This is a genomic window from Mesorhizobium sp. M0174 (assembly GCF_040322275.1).
Taxonomy (GTDB): Bacteria; Pseudomonadota; Alphaproteobacteria; order Rhizobiales; family Rhizobiaceae; genus Mesorhizobium.
The window spans coordinates 328,032-350,022 of record NZ_JAMYTB010000007.1 but is presented as its reverse complement, the minus strand read 5'-3'; the positions used below and the strand labels follow the sequence as shown (position 1 = coordinate 350,022).

19 protein-coding genes are annotated in these 21,991 nt (G+C 62.1%); 14 read left to right on the top strand and 5 right to left on the bottom strand.

Going from position 1 to position 21,991, the window contains the following annotated elements; genetic code table 11:
- Positions 1–79 precede the first annotated feature (79 nt).
- Both ntrB and NKJ13_RS17595 read left to right on the top strand, forming a co-directional pair.
- A complete protein-coding gene (ntrB, locus tag NKJ13_RS17600) occupies positions 80–976 on the top strand; it encodes a nitrate ABC transporter permease (protein ID WP_352506992.1) in 897 nt (298 codons plus the stop codon).
- 11 nt (positions 977–987) lie between these two features.
- The gene (locus NKJ13_RS17595) at positions 988–1,785 is read left to right on the top strand and encodes an ABC transporter ATP-binding protein (RefSeq protein ID WP_352479817.1); all 798 of its coding nucleotides are present in this window, start codon (positions 988–990) and stop codon (positions 1,783–1,785) included.
- A 281-nt stretch (positions 1,786–2,066) separates the two neighbouring features.
- On the opposite strand, the gene NKJ13_RS17590 is transcribed toward NKJ13_RS17595, so the two are convergent.
- Positions 2,067–2,258: a hypothetical protein gene (locus NKJ13_RS17590; RefSeq protein ID WP_352506991.1), complete on the bottom strand. Its 192-nt coding sequence runs from the start codon at positions 2,256–2,258 to the stop codon at positions 2,067–2,069.
- 163 nt (positions 2,259–2,421) lie between these two features.
- On the opposite strand from NKJ13_RS17590, the gene NKJ13_RS17585 reads away from it, so the two are divergent.
- From NKJ13_RS17585 to NKJ13_RS17565, 5 genes are all read left to right on the top strand, one after another.
- Entirely contained in the window at positions 2,422–3,723 is a 1,302-nt protein-coding gene (locus NKJ13_RS17585) for an MFS transporter (RefSeq protein ID WP_352738603.1), read from the top strand.
- A 19-nt stretch (positions 3,724–3,742) separates the two neighbouring features.
- The gene (nirB, locus tag NKJ13_RS17580) at positions 3,743–6,193 is read left to right on the top strand and encodes a nitrite reductase large subunit NirB (RefSeq protein WP_352738605.1); all 2,451 of its coding nucleotides are present in this window, start codon (positions 3,743–3,745) and stop codon (positions 6,191–6,193) included.
- A gap of 66 nt (positions 6,194–6,259) precedes the next feature.
- A complete protein-coding gene (gene nirD / locus NKJ13_RS17575; RefSeq protein ID WP_352738607.1) occupies positions 6,260–6,589 on the top strand; it encodes a nitrite reductase small subunit NirD in 330 nt (109 codons plus the stop codon).
- 3 nt (positions 6,590–6,592) lie between these two features.
- Positions 6,593–9,454: a nitrate reductase gene (locus NKJ13_RS17570; RefSeq protein WP_352738609.1), complete on the top strand. Its 2,862-nt coding sequence runs from the start codon at positions 6,593–6,595 to the stop codon at positions 9,452–9,454.
- Between the two features lie 103 nt (positions 9,455–9,557).
- Positions 9,558–10,043 carry a hypothetical protein gene (locus NKJ13_RS17565; RefSeq protein WP_352738611.1) on the top strand — a complete coding sequence of 162 codons (486 nt, stop codon included), beginning with the start codon at positions 9,558–9,560 and terminating at the stop codon, positions 10,041–10,043.
- 26 nt (positions 10,044–10,069) lie between these two features.
- On the opposite strand, the gene NKJ13_RS17560 is transcribed toward NKJ13_RS17565, so the two are convergent.
- A complete protein-coding gene (locus NKJ13_RS17560) occupies positions 10,070–11,101 on the bottom strand; it encodes a hydroxyacid dehydrogenase (RefSeq protein ID WP_352738613.1) in 1,032 nt (343 codons plus the stop codon).
- 176 nt (positions 11,102–11,277) lie between these two features.
- On the opposite strand from NKJ13_RS17560, the gene NKJ13_RS17555 reads away from it, so the two are divergent.
- Positions 11,278–12,714 carry an aldehyde dehydrogenase family protein gene (locus tag NKJ13_RS17555; protein WP_352507006.1) on the top strand — a complete coding sequence of 479 codons (1,437 nt, stop codon included), beginning with the start codon at positions 11,278–11,280 and terminating at the stop codon, positions 12,712–12,714.
- Between the two features lie 38 nt (positions 12,715–12,752).
- Complete coding sequence (locus NKJ13_RS17550) at positions 12,753–13,334, top strand: DUF1349 domain-containing protein (RefSeq protein WP_352506985.1); 582 nt, start codon at positions 12,753–12,755, stop codon at positions 13,332–13,334.
- Positions 13,335–13,374: 40 nt separating this feature from the next.
- Here the strand turns inward: NKJ13_RS17550 and NKJ13_RS17545 are convergent, their stop codons facing one another.
- On the bottom strand, positions 13,375–14,127 hold the full coding sequence (locus NKJ13_RS17545; RefSeq protein WP_352738614.1) for an SDR family NAD(P)-dependent oxidoreductase: 753 nt from the start codon (positions 14,125–14,127) through the stop codon (positions 13,375–13,377).
- Positions 14,128–14,456: 329 nt separating this feature from the next.
- Here NKJ13_RS17545 and NKJ13_RS17540 point away from each other — a divergent pair, with 329 nt between their 5' ends.
- Positions 14,457–15,728 carry an O-antigen ligase family protein gene (locus tag NKJ13_RS17540; RefSeq protein ID WP_352738616.1) on the top strand — a complete coding sequence of 424 codons (1,272 nt, stop codon included), beginning with the start codon at positions 14,457–14,459 and terminating at the stop codon, positions 15,726–15,728.
- Positions 15,729–15,805: 77 nt separating this feature from the next.
- On the opposite strand, the gene NKJ13_RS17535 is transcribed toward NKJ13_RS17540, so the two are convergent.
- Together NKJ13_RS17535 and NKJ13_RS17530 are read right to left on the bottom strand one after the other, a co-directional pair.
- Positions 15,806–17,053 carry a polysaccharide biosynthesis/export family protein gene (locus tag NKJ13_RS17535; RefSeq protein ID WP_254816387.1) on the bottom strand — a complete coding sequence of 416 codons (1,248 nt, stop codon included), beginning with the start codon at positions 17,051–17,053 and terminating at the stop codon, positions 15,806–15,808.
- A gap of 171 nt (positions 17,054–17,224) precedes the next feature.
- Positions 17,225–17,902 carry a sugar transferase gene (locus NKJ13_RS17530; RefSeq protein WP_352479827.1) on the bottom strand — a complete coding sequence of 226 codons (678 nt, stop codon included), beginning with the start codon at positions 17,900–17,902 and terminating at the stop codon, positions 17,225–17,227.
- Positions 17,903–18,461: 559 nt separating this feature from the next.
- Between NKJ13_RS17530 and NKJ13_RS17525 the strand changes: the two genes are divergently transcribed.
- The 4 genes from NKJ13_RS17525 to exoK all read left to right on the top strand — a co-directional run bounded on the left by NKJ13_RS17525 (position 18,462) and on the right by exoK (position 21,930).
- On the top strand, positions 18,462–18,782 hold the full coding sequence (locus NKJ13_RS17525) for an exopolysaccharide production repressor protein (RefSeq protein ID WP_352506982.1): 321 nt from the start codon (positions 18,462–18,464) through the stop codon (positions 18,780–18,782).
- Between the two features lie 455 nt (positions 18,783–19,237).
- Complete coding sequence (locus NKJ13_RS17520; protein ID WP_352506981.1) at positions 19,238–20,260, top strand: glycosyltransferase family 2 protein; 1,023 nt, start codon at positions 19,238–19,240, stop codon at positions 20,258–20,260.
- Positions 20,261–20,529: 269 nt separating this feature from the next.
- Complete coding sequence (locus NKJ13_RS17515) at positions 20,530–20,931, top strand: hypothetical protein (RefSeq protein WP_352506980.1); 402 nt, start codon at positions 20,530–20,532, stop codon at positions 20,929–20,931.
- Positions 20,932–21,063: 132 nt separating this feature from the next.
- A complete protein-coding gene (gene exoK / locus NKJ13_RS17510; protein WP_352479829.1) occupies positions 21,064–21,930 on the top strand; it encodes an endo-1,3-1,4-beta-glycanase ExoK in 867 nt (288 codons plus the stop codon).
- Positions 21,931–21,991: the final 61 nt, after the last annotated feature.

The following is a 21,991-nucleotide window of genomic DNA, read 5'->3' as shown; positions in this document are numbered from 1 at the left end:
GCAAACGGCGCTCGCGCCGTTTGTCGCCGCAAGCGCAACGGCGCCGCTTGTCGCCAAATGCCAAAGGAACATTCGAGAAATGTCTATCCAAGCCATCGAGGACCGCAAGGTGAAGCCGTTCCCCGCGCCTTCCAAGCCCGCCGAAATCATCGCCTTCACCGCCAGGGCGCGGCGTCGCTTCGACCCGGCCGCAATCGCAGGCAAGCTGGCCAGCACGCTGGTGCCGCCGGTCATCGTCGTCGCCCTCATGCTCGTCGTCTGGCAGGTCGCCTGTTCGTCGCCGACGGCCAGCCTGCCGCCGCCAAGCCAGGTCTGGAACGAGGCCTATGACCTGATCGCCCATCCGTTCTTCAACAATGGCCCGCAGGACATTGGGCTCGCCTGGCGGGTGCTGATCTCGCTGCAGCGCGTCGCCATCGGCTTTGGCCTTGCGGCGGTCGTCGGCGTCGCGCTCGGCGCTCTGGTCGGCCAGTCGATCTGGGCGATGCGCGGCCTTGATCCGGTGTTCCAGATTCTGCGCACGGTACCGCCGCTCGCCTGGCTGCCGCTGTCGCTGGCGGCGTTCCGCGATTCCAGCCCGTCGGCAATCTTCGTCATCTTCATCACCTCGATCTGGCCGGTGATCATCAACACCGCCGTCGGCGTCCGCAACATTCCAGAGGACTATCGCAACGTCTCCCGCATCCTCAGGCTCAACCAGCTCGAATTCTTCGTGAAAATCATGGTGCCGGCCGCGGCACCTTACATCTTCACCGGCTTGCGCATCGGCATCGGTCTGTCCTGGCTTGCCATCGTCGCCGCCGAAATGCTGACCGGCGGCGTCGGTATCGGCTTCTTCATCTGGGATGCCTGGAATTCGTCGCGGCTGCCCGACATCATCGTCGCACTCGCCTATATCGGCGTCACCGGCTTTTGCCTCGACCGCCTGGTCGCGTCGGTCGGCGTCTTCGTCACCCGCGGCACAACGGCAAAGTGAGGAGAGGGACGATGACGGCCTATCTGAAACTCGACCATATCGATAAATCCTTCATGCGCGGCGGCCAGGTCAGCGACGTCCTGAAGGACATAAGACTGACCATCGACAAGGGCGAATTCGTCTCGATCATCGGCCATTCCGGCTGCGGCAAGTCGACCTTGCTCAATCTAATCGCCGGGCTGACCAAGGTCTCGGCCGGCGCGGTTCTGTTGGAGGACAAGGAGGTCGACAGCCCCGGTCCCGAACGCGCCGTGGTGTTCCAGAACCACAGCCTGCTGCCATGGCTCACCGTGTACGAAAACATCAACCTCGCGGTATCCAAGGTCTTCGGCGGCAAAAAGAGCCGGGCCGAACGGCATGACTGGATCATGCGCAATCTCGATCTCGTGCAGATGGCGCATGCGAAAGACAAGCGCCCAGCGGAGATTTCGGGCGGCATGAAGCAGCGCGTCGGCATTGCGCGCGCGCTCGCGATGGAGCCGAAGATTCTTTTGCTCGACGAGCCGTTCGGGGCGCTCGACGCGCTGACCCGTGCGCATCTGCAGGACGCGGTGATGGATATCCATTCGAGGCTCGGCTCGACGACGATCATGATCACTCACGATGTCGACGAGGCGGTGCTATTGTCCGACCGCATCGTCATGATGACCAACGGGCCGGCGGCCACCATCGGCGAGGTTCTTCCCGTGCCGCTGGCCCGGCCGCGTCGGCGCATCGAGCTTTCCTCCGACCGCACCTTCCTACGCTGCCGCGAGGCGGTGCTGAAATTCCTCTACGAACGCCACCGCTTCGTCGAAGCCGCGGAGTGAGGCCATAACGGGCTAACGCGTCATCATCATTGGAAATCTGCATCGGCAATGGGCAATCTACCGCATTGCACAAATATTATGCTGCTGTGCAAGGCATCTTGACTAATCTTTGATCCGCTGCCGAGCTTGGTCAAAAGTCGCGCGGCTGCGGTTCATATTGATTTCATTCGATAATTAAGAGCGCTGTCGAATTGGCACGCTTCCTGCTTTCCAAAATGTAAGGCCCGCAAGGGCCAAGTGACACGGCGTCCAATGGCGGGCGCCACAGGCAAAGCTGCCGCTCAGGTCCACACGCGCTCCCGGAATCCCGGACGCGAAGACCTGGCCGGCGGCTTTTTTGTTTTGACGCAATCGACGGCGCTGGTCCCAAGCGGCGCCAACCGGAGACGACGATGACGAAACGGATCGGAACTGGCGCGTGCCTCGCGGAATTCACGCGCCGCCATTTTTCTGGCCAGCAGCGTGCTGTTCACCGCCGCGCTCGTGCTCTTTCCCGCTGGCGCCAAGACTGACGGCAAAGGTTTCCAGTGACCGTGCACAGCTCGGTTTCAACCAGTTCGCCGATGCTGCGCCGCTGACAGTCGCGAACGAACAGCCAAGGGCGGTGCCTCCCTCGCCGCAAACCGGAGCCAGAAAATGACCGCAAATCTCCCAGCCGCGCGCAGCCAGGACACTGCTCCCCGGCAGGCGCTTGTGATGTCCACCATCGCCTTCACCGTCTGCTTCGCGGTGTGGACGATCTTTTCAATCATCGGCGTGCGCATAAAGCAGGAGCTGGGGCTGAACGAGACGGAGTTCGGCCTGCTCGTCGGCACGCCGATCCTCACCGGCTCGCTCGTGCGCATGGTGCTGGGTGTCTGGACCGACCGTTTTGGCGGTCGGCTGGTATACACCGCGACCATGCTTGCGGCGGCGGTCGCGACCTTCCTGCTCGCTTTTGCGCACACCTACGGGCAGATGCTGGTCGCTGCGCTAGGCGTTGGGCTCGCCGGCGGTTCCTTCGCCGTCGGTGTCGCCTATGTCTCGCGCTTCTTCCCGGCCGGCAAGCAGGGTACGGCGCTTGGCATTTTCGGTGTCGGCAATGTCGGTGCCGCGGTCACCAAGTTCCTGGCACCGTTCGTGCTTCTCTCCTGGGGCTGGCAGTCGGTCGCGCTGATCTGGGCGGCAGCACTTGTCGTCATGGCCGCCGTCTTCTGGTTCACGACCGGCGACGATCCGGTCATTCGCGAGCGCCGCGACGGCAAGGCTGCACCCGCGAGAAGCTTCTTGCAGGAATTCGCGCCGCTCAAGAACCTGCAGGTCTGGCGTTTCGCCTTGTATTATTTCTTCGCTTTCGGTGCATTCGTGGCGCTGTCGCTGTGGCTGCCCCGCTACCTGATCGGCGTCTACGGCTTCGGGCTTGCGACCGCCGGCATGATCGGCGCGGCCTATTCAATTCCGGCAAGTATTTTCCGCGCCTATGGCGGCGTGCTTTCCGACCGGATCGGCGCCCGCACCGTGCTCTACTGCACCTTCGCTGTCAGTGCCGTCGCGACTCTCGTTCTGTCTCTCCCCTCGGCAGACTACGTCGTGCGCGGTATCAGCGGGCCGATCGCCTTCCATTTCGAGATCGGCCCGCTCGCCTTTATAGCCGTGGCCTGTGTGCTCGGCTTCTTCATGAGCCTTGGCAAGGCCGCCGTCTACAAGCACATCCCGGCTTACTATCCGCAGAGTGTCGGCGCGGTCGGCGGCGTTGTCGGCATGATTGGCGGGCTCGGCGGCTTTATCCTGCCAATCGCCTTCGGCGTGCTCAACGACCTCACCGGCGTCTGGTCCAGCTGCTTCATGCTGCTCTTCGTCATCGTCGCCACCTGCTTTGCCTGGATGCATTTTTCCATCCGGCGGATGGAGCGCACGGCGTCTGCCGAAGCTTCAGGCCTTTCCTACGCGGCTGAGTGAGAGCGGAGTGGATCAGGACATGACCGAGAAACTCGTCATCATCGGCAACGGCATGGCCCCCGGGCGCATGCTGGAGCATCTCCTGGAAAAGGCGCCTGGGCGCTACCAGGTCACCATCTTCAACGCCGAGCCGCGCGTGAACTACGACCGCATCATGCTGTCGCCGGTTCTGTCGGGCGAAAAGGCCTATGAGGAGATCATCATCCATGGCGACGGCTGGTACATCAAGCACGGCATCACCCTCTACAAGGGCCACAAGATCGTCGCCATCGACCGGCAGGCAAAGACCGTCACCTCCGATCATGGCGTGACCGAACCTTATGACAAACTCGTCATCGCCACCGGCTCGGTGCCGTTTATCATTCCGGTGCCCGGCCATGACCTGCCGGGCGTGCTCACCTATCGCGATCTGGACGACGTCCGGGCCATGATGCTTGCCGCCCAGTCGCGGGCCAAGGCTGTCGTCATTGGGGGCGGCCTGCTTGGGCTCGAGGCGGCAGCGGGCTTGAACTCGCAAGGCATGGACGTCACCGTGCTGCACGTCATGCCGACGCTGATGGAGCGTCAGCTCGATCCGGCCGCAGGCTATCTCCTGCAGCGTGCCGTCGAGCAGCGCGGCATCAAGGTCATCACCAAGGCCAACACGCAGGCGATCACCGGCAACGGCAAGGTCGAGCGGGTGGAGCTTGCCGACGGCACCGTCATTCCCGCAACGCTCGTCGTCATGGCGGTGGGCATCAGGCCGAACGCGGTGCTGGCAAAAGAAGCCGGCATTGCCGTCAATCGCGGCATCGTCGTCGACGCCGGCATGCGCAGCAACGACCCGGACATCTACGCAATCGGCGAATGCGCCGAGGTCAACGGCCAGGTCTACGGGCTGGTCGCGCCGCTCTATGAGATGGCGCGCGTCGCCGCCAGCCAGCTGGCTGGGAACGAGGCGGCAGCTTTCGTCCATATGGACACGCCGACCAAGCTCAAGGTCACCGGCATCGAGCTGTTCTCGCTCGGCGACTTCGCCGAGGGCGAGGACCGCCAGGAGATCGTGCTGCGCGATGCCGCCGCCGGCGTCTACAAGCGCCTGGTGCTCAAGGATGACCGCATCATCGGCACTGTGCTTTATGGCGAGACGGCGGACGGCGCCTGGTTCAACGACCTCAAGAAGAAGCAGACCGACATATCCGAGATGCGCGACACGCTCATCTTCGGCCAGTCCTACCAGGGAGGCGCCCCCCTGGACCCTATGGCGGCCGTTGCAGCCTTGCCGGATGATGCGGAAATCTGCGGTTGCAACGGCGTATGCAAGGGAAAGATCACCGGCGCGATCACGGCCAAGGGCCTGACCTCGCTCGATGACGTGCGCGCACACACCAAGGCGTCGGCTTCGTGCGGTTCCTGCACCGGATTGGTCGAAAGGCTGATGGTGCTGACCATCGGCGACAAATACAACCCCGCGGCGGTCCAGCCGATGTGCAGCTGCACCACGCTTGGCCATGACGAGGTCCGCCGGCTGATCAAGGCCAAGGGCCTGAAGACCATTCCCGCCGTCATGCAGGAGCTGGAGTGGAAAACCTCCTGCGGCTGCGCCAAATGCCGGCCGGCGCTCAATTATTACCTCGTCTGCGACTGGCCCGACGAATACGCCGACGATTACCAGTCACGCTTCATCAACGAGCGCGTCCACGCCAACATCCAGAAGGACGGCACCTATTCTGTGGTGCCGCGCATGTGGGGCGGCGTCACCAACGCCGCCGAATTGCGCGCCATCGCCGACGTCGTCGACAAGTTCGACATCCCGATGGTCAAGGTCACCGGCGGCCAGCGCATCGACATGCTCGGCATCCGCAAGGAAGACCTGCCGGCGGTATGGGCCGATCTCGGACAGGCCGGCTTCGTCTCCGGCCACGCCTATGCCAAGGGGCTGCGCACGGTGAAGACCTGCGTCGGCTCCGACTGGTGCCGCTTCGGCACGCAGGATTCGACCGGCTTGGGCATCCGTATCGAAAAATTCATGTGGGGCTCGTGGACGCCGGCCAAGGTCAAGATGGCGGTGTCGGGCTGTCCGCGAAACTGCGCCGAGGCGACCTGCAAGGATGTCGGCGTGATCTGCGTCGACAGCGGCTATGAGATCCATTTCGCCGGCGCCGCCGGCCTCGACATCAAGGGCACCGAAGTGCTTGGCCAGGTCAAGACCGAGGACGAGGCGCTGGAGCATATCGTGGCGCTGACGCAGATGTATCGCGAGCAGGGCCGCTATCTCGAGCGCATCTACAAATGGGCCAAGCGCATCGGCATCGCCGAGATCAAGCGTCAGATCATGGACGATGGCGAGAAGCGCAGGGCCTATTTCGACCGCTTCGTCTTTTCGCAGAAATTCGCGCAGGTCGACCCGTGGTCGGAACGTGCTTCCGGCAAGGACAAGCATGAATTCCGGCCGATGGCTTCGGTCGGCTTTGCGCAGGCGGCGGAGTAGGCGCGTGTCCCCGAAAAGTGGAATGCGGTTTTCGGACAAGAATACCCGCAAAGGAGGAATGGCCACATGAATTGGGTATCGATCGGCTCCCTGTCTGACATTCCGCGTCGCGGTGCGCGCTGCGTCGCAACGCCCGAAGGCAAGATCGCCGTCTTTCGTACGGCCGACGATCAGGTCTTTGCCATTGATGACCATTGCCCGCACAAAGGTGGGCCGCTCAGCCAGGGCATCGTCCATGGCACGGCGGTGACCTGTCCCTTGCACAATTGGGTGATCTCGCTGGAGACAGGCAAGGCGCTTGGCGCCGACGAGGGCGCGGTGCGCACCATCACGGTGCGGATCGACGGCGAGCGGCTGTTCATTGCGCTGGAAGCGCTGGCCAGCCGCGCGGCGTGAACCATGCAGATTGATGAAGCGCGCGAGGTGAGGACCACCTGCCCCTATTGCGGGGTGGGCTGCGGCGTGCTGGCGAAGGTCGCCGCGGACGGTGAAATAACCGTTCGTGGCGACCCGGACCACCCGGCGAATTTCGGCCGGCTCTGCTCCAAAGGCTCGGCGCTGGCCGAGACCACCGATCTCGAAGGCAGGCTGCTTCATCCGGAAATCCACGGTCGCCGCACCGGCTGGGACGAAGCGCTCGACCTCGTCGCCTCGACCTTCTCGCAAACCATTGCCGAGCACGGCCCCAACGCGGTCGCCCTCTACGTCTCCGGCCAGTTGCTGACCGAGGACTATTACGTCGCCAACAAGCTGATGAAAGGTTTCATCGGCTCGGCCAATATCGATACCAATTCGCGCCTGTGCATGGCATCGTCCGTCGCCGGCCACCGCCGCGCCTTTGGCTCGGACACCGTTCCGGGAAATTACGAGGATCTGGAACTTGCCGACCTGATCGTGCTGGTCGGCTCCAATCTCGCCTGGTGCCATCCGGTGCTCTACCAGCGCATCGCCGCGGCCCGGGAAAAGCGGCCCGAGATGAAGGTGGTGCTGATCGACCCACGCCGCACCATGACGTCAGACATCGCCGACATGCATCTGGCGATCGCGCCCGATGGCGACGTCGCTTTGTTCGCCGGTCTGCTCGCCTATCTCGGCCAGCACAACGCGTTGGACCGCACCTATATCACGGCACACACCACCGGCTTCGGGCAAGCGCTTTTCGCCGCCTCGGCGCTCGACCTGGCCGGCATCGCTGCGGCCACCGGCCTTGGCGAGGATGAACTGGGCCGCTTCTACAGTCTGTTTGCCGCGACGGCGAAGACGGTGACCGTCTACAGCCAGGGCGTGAACCAGTCGTCTTCGGGCACCGACAAGGTCAGCGCCATCATCAACTGCCATCTAGCCACCGGCCGCATCGGCAAGCCCGGCGCCGGGCCGTTCTCGGTGACCGGCCAGCCCAACGCCATGGGCGGCCGTGAGGTCGGCGGCATGGCCAACATGCTGGCCGCCCACATGGAGATCGAAAACCCCGAGCACCGCAACCGCGTGCAGCGCTTCTGGAACGCGCCAGCCGTCGCCGAAAAACCCGGCCTGAAAGCGGTCGAGATGTTCGAGGCGGTGGCCGACGGACGCATCAAGGCGCTGTGGATCATGGCGACCAACCCCGTCGATTCGATGCCGGATGCCGATGCCGTCGAAGCGGCGATCAAGGCCTGCCCGTTTGTCGTGGTGTCGGACGTGCTGGGCGAGACCGACACGGTCCGCCACGCCCATGTCCGGCTGCCGGCGGCGGCATGGGGCGAGAAGGACGGCACCGTCACCAATTCGGAACGCCGCATCTCGCGCCAGCGCGCCTTTTTGACCACACCCGGCGAGGCAAGAGCCGACTGGTGGATCATCGCCGAAGTGGCCAAGCGGATGGGTTTTGGCGAGGCGTTTTCGCATGTGTCGCCGGCCGACATCTTCGCCGAGCACGCGGCGTTGTCGGCATTCGAGAATGATAGTGCTCGCGATTTCGACATCGGCGCTTATGCCGATGTGGATGCAGAGACCTATGAGGAGTTGGCGCCATTCCAGTGGCCAGCGCCGAGCCAAGCCACCCCCCTCTGGCCTGCCGGCCATCTCCCCCGCAAGGGGGGAGATCGGCTATCATCAGGGCCTTCGCTAATCTCCAATGCCGCAAGGGGAGAGCCGGCGCCAAAGCTGCCAATCTCCCCCCTTGCGGGGGAGATGGCCGGCAGGCCAGAGGGGGGTGCTCAGGCTGAAAGTGAAAAAGACTTGGGGGTTCAGGCAAGACGAGCCTCACTTACCACCCGCTTCTTCGCCAACGGCAATTTCTACACGCCCGACCGGAAGGCGCGCTTCATTGCCATCCGCCCAGCCGCACAGACCCGCACCAGCCTGGACTACCCGTTGGTGCTCAACACCGGGCGCGTGCGCGACCATTGGCACACCATGACGCGGACCGGCAGGAGCACGCGCTTGTCGCAGCACATGGCCGAACCGTTCGTCGAAATCCACCCGTCGGATGCGCAGCACTTCGGCATCGGCGATGCCGAGATCGTCCGCGTCTCGACTGCCCATGGCGAGGTGCTGGTCCGCGCCCTGGTGACGGTGCGTCAACGCCAAGGCTCTGTATTCGTACCGATGCACTGGACCGATCAGTTCTCCGCCCGCGCGCGCGTCGATGCATTGGTCGCGCCGACGACCGATGCGATTTCAGGCCAACCGGCCTCGAAGAATGTTGCTGCCCGCATTGAGCGGTTCGCCGCCACAGCCTTCGGCTTCGCCGTGCTTGCCGAACGGCCCGCATCGATCGACGCCGATTACTGGAGCCTCGCCCGCAGCCCCGCCGGCTGGCGGCTTGAAATTGCGCTGCAGGACAGCCGCGACTGGACCGGGTTGGCCGCCGCGCTGTTAGGCATGGAAGGCGAGACGCTCGCCTATCACGACATCGCCGGCAGGCACCATCGCTTCGCCCGTTTCGCAGGCAATCGGCTGGTCGGCGCGCTCTATCTTGCGCCTACGCCGGTAGCGGTGTCGCGCGGCTGGGCGGTCGAACAACTTGGTGCTGACCATGCCGATCGGCAGGCGCGACTGGCGATTGTCGCCGGGCGGCCGGGCGGCAACAGCGTCGACCGCGGTGCCATCGTCTGCGCCTGTTTCGGGGTCGGTGCCAACCAGATCGCGGAAGCGGTACGCGGCGGCTGTACCAGCGTCGCGGCAATCGGCGCCGCCCTTCACGCCGGCACCAATTGCGGCTCTTGCCGCGCCGAGATCAAGACCATTATCGACGGGCGGCGTCTGCAAGCTGCGGAGTGATGCGCCGAGGAACTCTGCCGCGCCGCCGCATGATGCTTACTAGCAATTTACAAACCATGGGCTACCAACGTTCTGACTTCGATTCGCTCGGAACGGGAGCCTCATGAGCAAAGCCCTGACCTCATTCGCGCTTGCCGCCGTGCTGACGGCCTTGCTGATGGCGCTCAGCCTGACGGTGGCCAGGCATGGCTATCCCTATGGCGCGATCGGCGCCAAGCGCTTGAGCGACGTCGCCGATGCGGGGAGGTTCATTCCGCTCGCGGCGGTCTATTTTTTCAGCGCACTCCTGATGATGGTTCTGCCGATCAGGCTCGCCGGCATCGTCCTGACACATGCCGCCGATGCGATCTTCTGGACGGTCATCGTGTTGTTTGCGGTCATCGTTGGATGTCTCGCCGCGAGGTTTGCTTTCGGTCAGCGCGATGTGCTCCCGGCACTGCTGAACTGGCGGTTCCTGTTTGTCGCAGCCGTCGTCGGATGCCATCTCTTCATCAACGAGCTGCGCCGCAACATCCTGTTGCGAAGCCTGTTCTTCGTCGTCTTCGCCGCAGCGACACTGGCCTGCCTGTTTTGGTCCTTCACCGTCTGAGCATGTGCGACCCGTCGGCAGGCGGCTTAATTCTTGTCGACCGGCTTTGAGCGCATTCGCGAAACGGTCTCACGCTCGGCCCGCTTCGAACGCATCGGCGGCAGGCCGCGGTCGACCAGGTCCATGTCTTCCAGCACCATGTCGCCCATCCGTTTGAAAGCCATGTCGAGCGCGCCAGCCCGGTGGGCGGAGCGCAGGAACCCCGGCAATGTGCGGACCGGGTGATCCTGGGCCAGCGGCTCCTCAGGAAAAACATCGCTGGCGGCGAGAATATGGCCGCTGCGGACAGCATCCATCAGTGCCGGGAAATCGACCACGCCGGCTCGGCTGAGCAGGATGAAAGCGGCTCCCTTGCGCATCTTGGCAAACGCCTCGGCGCCGAGGAAGCCCTGGTTTTCGCTAGTCACCGAAGCGACGACGAAGACGAAATCGCTGTTCGACAGAACGTCGTCGAGAGAGGCCGGCTCGACGCCGTTTTCGATCAGGATCGACGGCGGCAGCCACGGGTCGAAGACTTTTGTCCGCGTGCGAAAGCCCGACAGCAGCCGGTTGAGCGCACGGCCAAGATCGCCGAAGCCGATGATGCCGACGTCCGCGCCGGAAAGAAGCCGCGCCGTCCGGTTGCTGTCGCCGCCCCAACGCTCCTTGCCCTGTCGAAAGGCGAGGTCGGCGTCGACGATGTCACGGGCGAGGTTGAGGGCCATGGCAAGGCCGAGTTCGGCCACCGGTTCGGCAAACACCAGCCCGGTGGTGACGACATGGATGCCGCGCGAAAACAGCGTCTCGTAGGGCATGTTGTTGATGAGGTTGCTCTCGACATTGAAGATGCAGCGCAGCGCCTTCATTTTTTCCAGCGTCTCCGGCGCGATAGGTGGCTGGCCGACGATGTAGCGCGCCTCGCCAAGGATATCGGCCGGCAGCGCCGCCACCGCTTCGGGCGATGTTTCGACGATGCGGTATTTCGATCGAAAGTTCGCCAGCGCGGCCGGCGTGAAGATCAGGTCGAGCGTGCGCGGTTCGGGTGCGCTGATCACCAGGGGCAAGGCACTGTCGGACATGATACTTCACCTCCCGTGCGATCCGCGTCGCACCACACTAGAATCGTCTTTTCCCGCCCCGACACCTATCACATGCCTGTCGAGAAGGAGAAGTTTGCCTTCTTCGGCCTTGCGGTGCGGCGGTCGGTGGTCCAGATAGACGGCGATCGAAAGACGACAAGGAAGACAGCGACATGATCCCGTTTCGAAAGAACCTCATCGATGGCGAGTGGGTAGGCGATGCCGGCTCCCGCAACATCAACCCGTCCAATCTCGACGACGTGGTCGGCGAATATGCATCGGGGGGCGCGGAGCACGCTCGGCAGGCCATCGCGGCGGCGAAAGCGGCATTTCCGGCATGGTCTCGATCGGGCCTGCTGGCCCGCCATGCGGTGCTGAGGAAGACGTCGGACGAGATCACCGCGCGGAAAGATGAAATCGGCCGGGCGTTGGCGCGCGAGGAAGGCAAGACGCTGGTCGAGGGCATCGGCGAGACCGTGCGGGCCGCCCAGATATTCGATTTTTTCGCCGGCGAGGCGTTGCGCCTGTCGGGCGAGCTGGTGCCGAGCGTGCGGCCCGGCGTCGGCGTCGAGATCACCCGCGAAGCGGTCGGCGTCGTCGGCATCATCACGCCGTGGAATTTCCCGATCGCCATTCCGGCTTGGAAAATCGCTCCGGCGCTGGCCTACGGCAACACCGTCGTCTTCAAGCCGGCGGAACTCGTTCCGGAGAGCGCCTGGACTATTGTCGACATCCTGCACCGCGCCGGGCTGCCCAAGGGTGTGCTCAATCTGGTCATGGGCAAAGGTTCGGTGGTCGGCCAGGCCATGCTCGACAGTCCTGACCTCAACGCGATCACCTTCACCGGATCGGTCGGCACCGGCAAACGCGTCGCCGCCGCCAGTGTCGAGCACATGCGCAAGTTCCAGCTCGAAATGGGCGGCAAGAACCCGCTTGTAGTGCTCGACGATGCCGACCTTGCCGTCGCCGTCGACTGCGCTATCAACGGTGCCTACTTCTCGACCGGCCAGCGCTGCACGGCGTCGTCCCGGCTGGTGGTGACGGACGGCATCCACGACCGCTTCGTCGAGGCGCTCAAGGACCGCATGGCCAAGCTAGTCGTCGGCGACGCTCTCGACGCCAAGACCCAGATCGGGCCGGTTGTCGACCAGAGCCAGCTCAAACAGGACGAAGACTATATCGCCATCGGCCGTCAGGAAGGTGCGGACCTTGCCTTCGGTGGCGAGCGGCTCGATCGTGAAACCCGCGGCTTCTATTTGCAGCCGGCGCTGTTCACCGAAACCACCAACGCCATGCGCATCTCGCGCGAGGAGATTTTCGGACCGGTCGCCAACGTCATCCGCGTCAAGGATTATGACGAGGCGCTGGCGGTGGCCAACGACACGCCGTTCGGGCTGACGTCCGGTATCTGCACCTCGAGCCTCAAGCATGCCACGCACTTCAAGCGCAATTCGGAAGCCGGCATGGTCATGGTCAACCTGCCGACGGCCGGCGTCGACTTCCACGTGCCTTTCGGCGGACGCAAGGGATCGAGCTACGGCCCGCGCGAGCAGGGCCGCTATGCCGCAGAGTTCTACACCACGGTGAAGACCGCTTACACGTTTGCCGGCTAAGAAAAGGCGGCAGACCAGCCAGGCAGGCGAGCAAATCGATGACATCTGAGAATACGGCCCTGACCTGGCTCAATCCGCCGCCGCACCACGCCTTCGGCAACAATACGGTGCATGTACGGACCGGCAAGGAGACCGACTTCTGGCGCGAGACATTCTACGGCTTCTGGCGCGACAATGGCCATTTCCTCTATCGTGAGGTCGAGGGCGATTTCAGCGCCGAAGTCACGGTCAAGGGGCACTATGAGGTGCTTTACGATCAGGCCGGGCTTATGGTCCGCCTGAGCGAGACGCACTGGATAAAGGCCGGCATCGAATACACCGACGGGCTGACGTATTTTTCCGTCGTCGTCACCAACGATGCCTCCGACTGGTCGCTGGCCAGCATTCCAGCCGACCCCGACGGGGTCAGGATCCGCCTGACCCGCCATGCCGAGACGATCCGCGTCCAGTATCTGGACGCGTCCGACAAGCACTGGAAACCGGTGCGGCTTGCCTATTTCCCGCCGTCGAAAACGGTCGATGTCGGCATGATGTGCTGTTCGCCGCAGCGCGAGGGTTTCGAAGTGACATTCAGCGATTTTTCGATCGGCCCGCCGATCTCGCGGGAGCTTCACGACTGAGGCGCCGCGATGCCGTCGGGCGGTTTGCGTCGGGCCGGCCTCAGTAGGTCGCCCGGCCGCCGGAGACGTCGAAGACGGCAGCCGTCGTGAACGAGCATTCCTCGGAGGCGATCCAGCAAATCAGCGCCGCCACCTCCCCGACCTCGCCGAAGCGCGCCATCGGTATTTTGGACAGCATGAAGTCGATGTGCTGCTGGCTCATCTGCTGGAAGATCGCGGTGCGCACAGCCGCCGGCGTGACGCAGTTCACCGTCACCTTGGTCTTGGCCAGTTCCTTGCCGAGCGATTTGGTCATCCCGATCACCGCCGCCTTGGAGGTGCTGTAGGCCGAGGCGTTCGGGTTACCTTCCTTGCCGGCAATCGAGGCGATGTTGACGATCCTGCCGTAATTGCGTTCGAGCATATGCGGGACCAGCGCCTTGTTGCAGAAGAAGACGCCGTTGATATTGATGTCGATGACCCGGCGCCAATCCTCTACGGAATACTCCCAGGTCGTCATGTTAGGCCCGGTGATGGCAGCACTGGTGACAAGGATATCGACCGCGCCCAGCGCTTCGATAGTCTCTCCTGCGGCGGCTTCGACCGCTATGGGGTCGGCGACGTCGAGGGTGACGCTGTGCAGGCCTGTAACAATGGCCTTGGCCTGCTCGATCTGAGCGGCATCGCGATCCCAGACCGAAACACGTCCGCCTTCGTCAGTGATCCTTTGCGCGACGGCCAGGCCGATGCCTGAGGCGCCGCCGGTGATAACAGCGGATCGTCCGGCAAATCGTCCCGCGAAACTCATCGGCATGTCGTCTTCCTCCCAATCGGCGGCGAATGTGAAGTCAACGGCGGACAAGTTCAAGCACGGACTCGCAGCCTCAGAACAGCTTGTGATGGGCCAGCACCGGGCAATTGGACGGCACTGCCTCCTGGCCAAATCGTCGCGTCCGGTATTGCGAGAACTGCAGGAACGACGCGCCCAGTTGGCATTCGGGTGACAGGCGGCGCCGGATGCGTTATATTGCACTGCACAATGCGAGCACCTGCAGGCGAGGCTCCCATCGATCCGATGAATCGGCCCACGAAATCGGCCCATGAAACGGCATTGAGCTGCAAGGACGGAAAACCGATACCGAGATGAAGATTCCAAAATCTCTGTTGATCGATCCGGACAAGAACACGGTCTATGGCAGCTTTGCCGTTGCCGTCTCGATCTGGGCGTTCTCCTACTCGACCATTTTCGGCCAGGCCATGATCCTGGCCTACTATGCAGTCTGGCTGCCGCTCATCCTGGTCGACTACCGCAAGATATTAAGGCACGCTTCCAGCGCCTGGCTTCCGCTGGCCTTTGCAACCTATGTCTGCTTCTCGGTGTTCTGGTCGGCAGCTCCCGGCACCACGGCAAGGACGGCCGTCCAATATTGTTCCCATATCGCCTGCGCCTACATTGCCGCACGCACCGTCAGCGTCCGGACCTTGACCATAGGCGCCCTGATCGGGATTTTCATCGTCCTGCTCTACTCGCTCAAGGTCGCGAGTTATTCCTACGACGTTCTCGATGGGACGTACAATTTCGTCGGCGCGTTCAGCTCCAAGAACCAGATCGGCTTTGTCGCATCGCTTGGCATTTATTTCTGCGTTGTCTACCTCGCCTTTCTCAGGCGGGGCCGGACAAGCTTTTTGTTGATCGTACCGATTGTCCTTCTATCAGGCTATCTACTGGTCGTGTCGCATTCGGCCACTTCGATGGCATCGACCCCGGCGGTTCTCGCTCTGGTCGCCCTGCTTTCCATCGGCAAGGTGCTTTCGCTCCGCCATCGCCGGGTGATTTTCATGATCGGTGCGGGCGGGCTGGTCGCCTGCACCGTGATTGCGCTGAATCTCGGGCTGATGGACTTTGTCCTTGGCCTTTTCGGCAAGGATTCGACGCTCACCGGACGAACCTACCTCTGGCAGCAGGGCTGGAATGCTGCGCAGCAATCGCCCATGCTCGGCGTCGGCTACGCGGCCTATTGGGTGCAGGGCTTCTCCGAGGCCGAGCGGCTGTGGAACGAATTCTACATCGCCGCGCGAAGCGGCTTCCACTTCCACAACACCTACATCGAGACCTTGGTGGAACTCGGCTTCGTCGGCGCGACACTGCTTTCGCTGATTATCCTGCGAACGCTCTGGGGTCACGTCTCGGCGCTGATATTCAGGACATGGCAAGCCGACTCCGTGATTCTTGCCGGCGTCATGGTGCTTCTGTTCATCCGATCCTTCGTCGAGGTCGAGACCCTCAATCCCTACATCATGGGATCGTTCCTGCTGTACTATAGCTACTTCAAGCTGGTGAGGGTGCCGGCCGTCGCTGCTTCCCGGTGGAGCGCCGCGGACCATCTGGAGGAACCGGACGCCGTGCGAGGCTAGAGCGGGCGGATACCAAACGGCAAAAACCCCGCAGACCGCTGCCCACGGGGTTGGTGCTTCGCTCCGGTCGAAAGAAGCTACTGGATGGCCAGGGGCGCCGGTTTAACCTTGATCACGTCCCCTGGCAGCACCGGCGTGTCTTCGTCGGCGGTGATTTCGCTGGTCTTGCCGTCGACCACCCGCACCAGGGAAAAAGACAAGGCCGCTGGTTCGTTGTTGCCATAGAATTGCGGCATGGGGCTGCCCGACAAGGCTTCGGACATCAAGGCCTTTTCCATATTCAGCTTCAGCGTCACCTCGTTGAGATCGGCTTCCGTCTGTTGCCGGTCGGTCGCGAGGCTGGAGTTCTGGGTGTTCTCGAGATCGATGGCGTCCTGGGTGGCCTTGCTGATCGACTGCTTGGCCGTGAGAATCGCCGTTTCGTAATCCAGGATCTGGCCCTCAAGGTCGGCGATGGTTTGCTGCGAGTTCAAAACGCGCGTGTTGACGACCAGGCCCTTTTGCGCCAGCGAGCCGATGCCGTTGAGCTGCTCCTTCGCCAGATCAACCTGCTTCTGCTGGTTGACGATCTTTTTCTGCAGCGAATCGATCTCGCTCTGCAGCAGCGCCTTCAAGTCGTCGAGCGCCTGCAAGCGCAGCTTGAGTTTCTTCTGGTCGGCTGCCAGGATCGCCGTCTCATCGGCAACGATGCTGGGCAGCTTCGGATCGTCGGCCACCTCTTTCGGCACCGCGAATGTCGGCTTGTCCGCCAGTTCCGCTTCGATGCGGGCGCGCTTGACGGTCAGCCTGACCAATTGGTCTTGTAGTACGTCGAAATTGCCCTTGGCATTGATCAGGTCGCGATCGTAGCGCTGTCCGCTCTCCGGGGTCCGCCGGGCTCCGCCGGCAATGCTCATCGCTTTCAGCACGGTCAACCCAGGCACACAAGGATACTGGCCAGGCGCTTGCACCTCGCCGGAGATGTAGAATGGCCGGTACTGCGCCATTTCGACGGAAGCCTCCGGCCTGTCGGCCAGAGCGAGCTTGCGCTGCAGCGCCTCGCCGAGCGATGCGGCGATCTCCGAAGTCGTCTTGCCGGATGCGGGCATCTCGCCGACGAAGGGAACCGACAAGGTTCCAGCGGGCCCGACCGTGTATTCTCCATTGATGGCCGACCAGTCGCGGAACGTGCCTTCGACGGTCTGCCATTCCGCCACGCGGATGGTCAGCTTGTCCTGTGCTCCAAGCCGATAGTCGTCGGCGAAGGCAAACTGTGGCAGGGCTAGCGACAGCGTCAGGCCGGTCGCCACTGTAAGGCAAGTCGTCAAAAGTCGTACTCGCCGCATGCGTCTGGAGAGAATGCCGGTGCAAAAAATATCGATTATATCTGCTTTCAACTGAGCGTTTCCGATCTGGTTTGCCCCGCCCGATGAACTGCCGATGCCTGAGTTAGGGGCCTGAGTTTCGGGCCCGAATTCTGGACAGCTGCTCCTCGATGTACGGCCAGCAAGCGGCCGTCAGTAGCAGCCTCGCGACATCCAGACCGCAGGTACGGTCTTGATGATGATGCGAATGTCTTCGAACATCGACCAGTTCTCGACATAGTGCCTGTCGAACGCGACGCGGCTGTCGTAGGAAACGTCGTTGCGTCCGCTGACCTGCCATAGCCCGGTCAGGCCGGGGCGCGATTTCAGGTAATAGACGGCCGAATTGCCATAAATCTCCAGCTCGTCGCGCACCACGGGACGAGGCCCGACCAGGCTCATATCCCCCTGCAGGATGTTGATGATCTGCGGCAACTCATCGAGGCTGAGCTTCCTCAGCACCGCTCCGACGCGGGTGATCCGCGGGTCGTTCTTCAGCTTGCGGGTCGCGATCCATTCGGCGCTGGCCTCCGGATTCGCGGCGAGATAGGCAGCAAGCACCCGCTCGCCGTCTGGAACCATGGTGCGGAACTTGAGGCACGGAAAAATCCGTCCTCCGCGGCCGATCCGGCTATGACCATAGAAAATCGGCCCGCCATCGGAAAACTTGACAAGCAGCGCTATCATCACGAACAGCGGGCTGAGAGCGACCAGGCCGATCAGCGAACCGGCAATATCGAAGCTGCGTTTGAGCAGGCCGCCGATCGGTGGCGGAAAATCGACACCGGCCTGCGAAAAATCCGCATCGGCCGGCTTGGCTACGTCCCTCATGCGTAAACTCCATACGTTGAACGGATGGTTTACCGCACGATACCAAAAAAATGCTGCAGCGCAACACACAATTTCCCAGACGGCTGTAATAGTCACGTCATGAACTGACTAAATAATAAACTCGTCCTGCACAAAATTTCGCCTTTATGTCGCAAAAGAGACGGATTATGGGCAATTTTGGAAAAGCTAGTCCAATTTTGAGGCTGATTTTAGGCGAATCGCTCATTATACCCTGTTGTGGAGCTTTGTCGTCATTTAGAATTTCGAAATAACGACTGATGTTGTGATAAAATACTAGTCGATATCATAAATCTTACTGGAGCGAGTCGATATCCGGCAATCAGTGGTGATGCCGACGTGTGCATTGCACCATGGCAGAGTCGATCCCGAGGATTCGTTTAAAATTTATTCCGCAGCTGCCCTTGCCGGCTATTGCGCGGCTCAATAGAGTTGCAAATTGTTTCTGTCGGACTAATGGACAGATTGGGCTAGGCCGGAAGCAACCGGCCAGAAGCGGGCAACCTAAATAAGCTCGCAGAGTTTAAGGGAGGTGCTCGGGGTGGGCTTGTCGACATTTTTTCCCGAGCCGGTGGATGGGCTATCGGGTATGTCACTGCCAAAGTTCATTATCGGAATGTGTTTTGCGCTGGCGATCGTGATCGTCTGGTCCTATTTGGGCGGCGCCTCGCTCGGTACGACGCTGTTTCGCGTCATCGGCTGTGCCATAGTCATCCAAATGGGTTATTTTCTACTGGTCTTTGCCATGGTCGCCAGAAATGCCCCGACCCCGGCCGACAAAATTCGCGACGCTGAACGAAAGCTGAGTTCGAACGAGGCGGCCGAAGGCGAGAAATTCAGCGCAAGGAGAGGCCTTCACTGATTTCGGGCCTGGCCGGGTCTGCGATGTCCATGTGACCTATGGTTAAGCTCGCCGGTCCTCTGACGAATTGCTCGCCTCGACAACACCGGCAGTCGGCATTCCTGTTCTTTCGTTTCCTTGACACTGCGGGCCTCGACGCGCTCGCTCCGCCCCGCCGCAGTCCGGTCGGCCAGGACCAGCAACTGGTTTTCCGCCAGTCGAGCGCTCTGATGGAGCGTGTAGGAACGGCTCTGCCAAGCGGCGCATTTCTGGAGCCATCCCGATTGAGGCTCGCCGCCTGCCCAGCCGGGCCATGACACCCAGCAGAATGAAAAACTGGACGGCGCCGATGATTTTGGCGATGCTTGCTTCGCACTTGCAGCATAGGCGTTTGGGCCGATGCATTTCAGGTTGGGCGGTGGGTCATTGAGCGGTCGGGGCGAGGAAATCCGCAACGACTTCTGCAATCGAGAGGCATGTCCATGACATCATTCCAGGTCTGCGTGATCATCGCCGCACGCAATGCGGCGCGGACAATCCCGGCTGCCATTGCATCGGCATTACGCGAACCTGAGGTTGCGGAAGTTGTCGTCGTCGATGACGCGTCCACCGACGATACGGCGAAAGTCGCCCACGCAGCCGGCGACGGCACGGGCCGCCTGTCCGTCATCCGCTTCGACGTCAATCGCGGCCCCTCCTTTGCACGCAACGCCGCGATAGCCGGTTCCAGGTCGCCGTTCATCAGCATTCTGGACGCTGATGATTTCTTTTTCGAAGGCAGGTTTCACAGACTGTTCGCCAGCACCGATTGGGATTTCGCCGCAGACAACATCATGCTTGTCAGGGATGACGCGGCAACCGACGTTTCGAAAATCGTTGCTCCACCGTTCTCGCCCGAGCCGGAATTCCTCGATTTCGAGGGCTTCGTCGATGGCAATATCTCCAGGCGCCGTGTGCAACGAGGGGAACTGGGCTTCCTCAAGCCAGTGATCAGCCGCGCCTTCCTCGATCGGCATGGGCTGCGCTACGACGAGAAGCTGCGCCTGGGTGAAGACTATGAACTGTATGCGCGCGCGGTTGCCCATGGCGCGCGCTTCAAGGTCATCAAATCCTGTGGCTACGGCGCGATCGTGCGCGCCGACTCGCTGAGCGGACGGCACAAGACCCAGGACCTGAAGCATCTGGCCGATGCCGACCTGGCACTGCTTGCGATCGACAGTTTGCCGGAGGCATCGAAGGCTGCGCTGAGAAGGCACGAGCGGCACATCCGCGACAAATACCGGTTGCGGAAGTTTTTAGACGTGAAGGCTGAGCGCGGGTTGGCACCGGCCGCGGCCTACGCCTTGGCCGGCTCGTCCAACCTCACAGCCGTCGTCCGCGGCGTTGCCTCCGACAAGCTGGATGCGCTGTTTCGCCGCGCTGGCCTCGCCGCGAAGCGTCAGCATGTGCCGCCGCTGCGCTTCCTCATGGCCGGAACCAGCACGGCCAGCGATAGCTAGGCCCGTCAACGTGCGATGGCGGTAGCCACTCCGTTACCCTTAGGTCGGCTCGCACCATTTCAACGAGATTCATGAGTTTACGATCTAGGTGGTTGCCTATGCGCGCAGGGAATGGCAATCTATGTTGCGGTGCAGCAATTTTGGACGGCCAACCGAACTGGCCCGAGACATACCCTGTCGGAGGAGCTGGACGATGCAAGAAATGTCTTTTGAATGTGGACGGGCTCTAAGGCCGTTCACCAGCTCGACGATGACGGGGCGCTGACTACATGGCCTCGATCTTTCGCTTCCGATCGAGAGATCCGGCGCGCGACACGCAGACCGACACCTCGCGCCTCGATCGCTTGGCAAAGCTGCTGGACCAGATCGCGGCCGAAGTCGAGGCGGAGAAGAGCGGACTTGAGAACCGCTACAGGACAACGGCCACCAATGCCGCCTTTCTGGTCGAGGCGATGGAGAACGGTTCGGTCTCCTCGCGCAGGTCTTCCGAAGTCGGCGAACTGACCAGGTCGATTCTGAATTGCGAGCGGCGCATCACAGCGCTGTCGCGCCAGATGCAGATGATGAAGGATCTCCGTCATTCGCTGGATGAAATCTTCGAGCCGAAGCGGCAGAACGGTCCCGACATGAGGACTGATTTTGTGAAGCCCGCCGATTCCGGCACGGGCTGAGCGAACACCCTGGGTCGGCGCAATGGTTTAGGCACAACACGGAGCTTGGGAGCGACAGAGGTCAAGATCAGGTTGTTTCGTCACGGTTCGAACGATCGCTTTGGGGGCGCACAGCACAAGGTGAGTTTTGATATGAATGCAGATCTTAAAAGCACGTCCGCCCCGGCACCCCGCGGCACCCCGTTCACGCGCCCGATCTCAGGCAAGCTGCGGCCGCTCCGTTCAGACGGCGCGTTTCTGCTGATCGTTCTCGTCAGTCTGGTTGCGGGCCTTGTACCCGTCCGTGCCCAGGATCTGCCAACCGCGCCGTCTTTTGTCGATGATTTCACCAGCCTCAGTCGCGCGCGCTGGTACATTTCCGACGGCTGGACGAACGGCAAGCATCAGAACTGCACCTGGTCCAAAAACCTGATCGGGCTTTCCGACGGCATGCTGACGCTCGGTTTCGAGAAGCGCAAGCTGAAGGATCGCGAATTCGCCTGCGCCGAGATCCAGACCAAGCAGCGCTTCGGCTACGGCACCTACGAGGCGCGGATGAAGACCGACACGGGCTCCGGCGTCAACGCGGCATTCTTCAGCTTCGTCGGCGATGCCGACAAGCAGCCGCATGATGAAATCGACTTCGAGGTGCTGACCAAGGACACGTCCAAGGTTCAGGTCAACGCCTACATAGCCGGCAAAGGCAAGAACGAGAAACTGGTCGACGTCGCCGGCGGCACCGACAAGGCCTTCAACGACTACGCCTTCGTCTGGGAAAAAGACCGGCTGCGCTGGTACGTCAACGGCAAGCTTGTCCACGAGATCACCGATCCGGCGAAGCTGCCCACCCATTCGCAAAGGATCTATTTCAGCCTGTGGGGCAGCGACACGATGAAGGGCTGGATGGGGCCGTTCTCGGATCCGGGCCGCAAGCTCACCATGCAGGTGGATCGCGTTGCGTTCACCGCACTCGGCCAGCCCTGCCAATTCCCGGAATCGCTGGCATGCAACACAAACTAGAAGCGCATCTGAACCGGCCGGGCCGAAGGTGGTCGGAAAACCGAAGCTTGAACACGCCCGA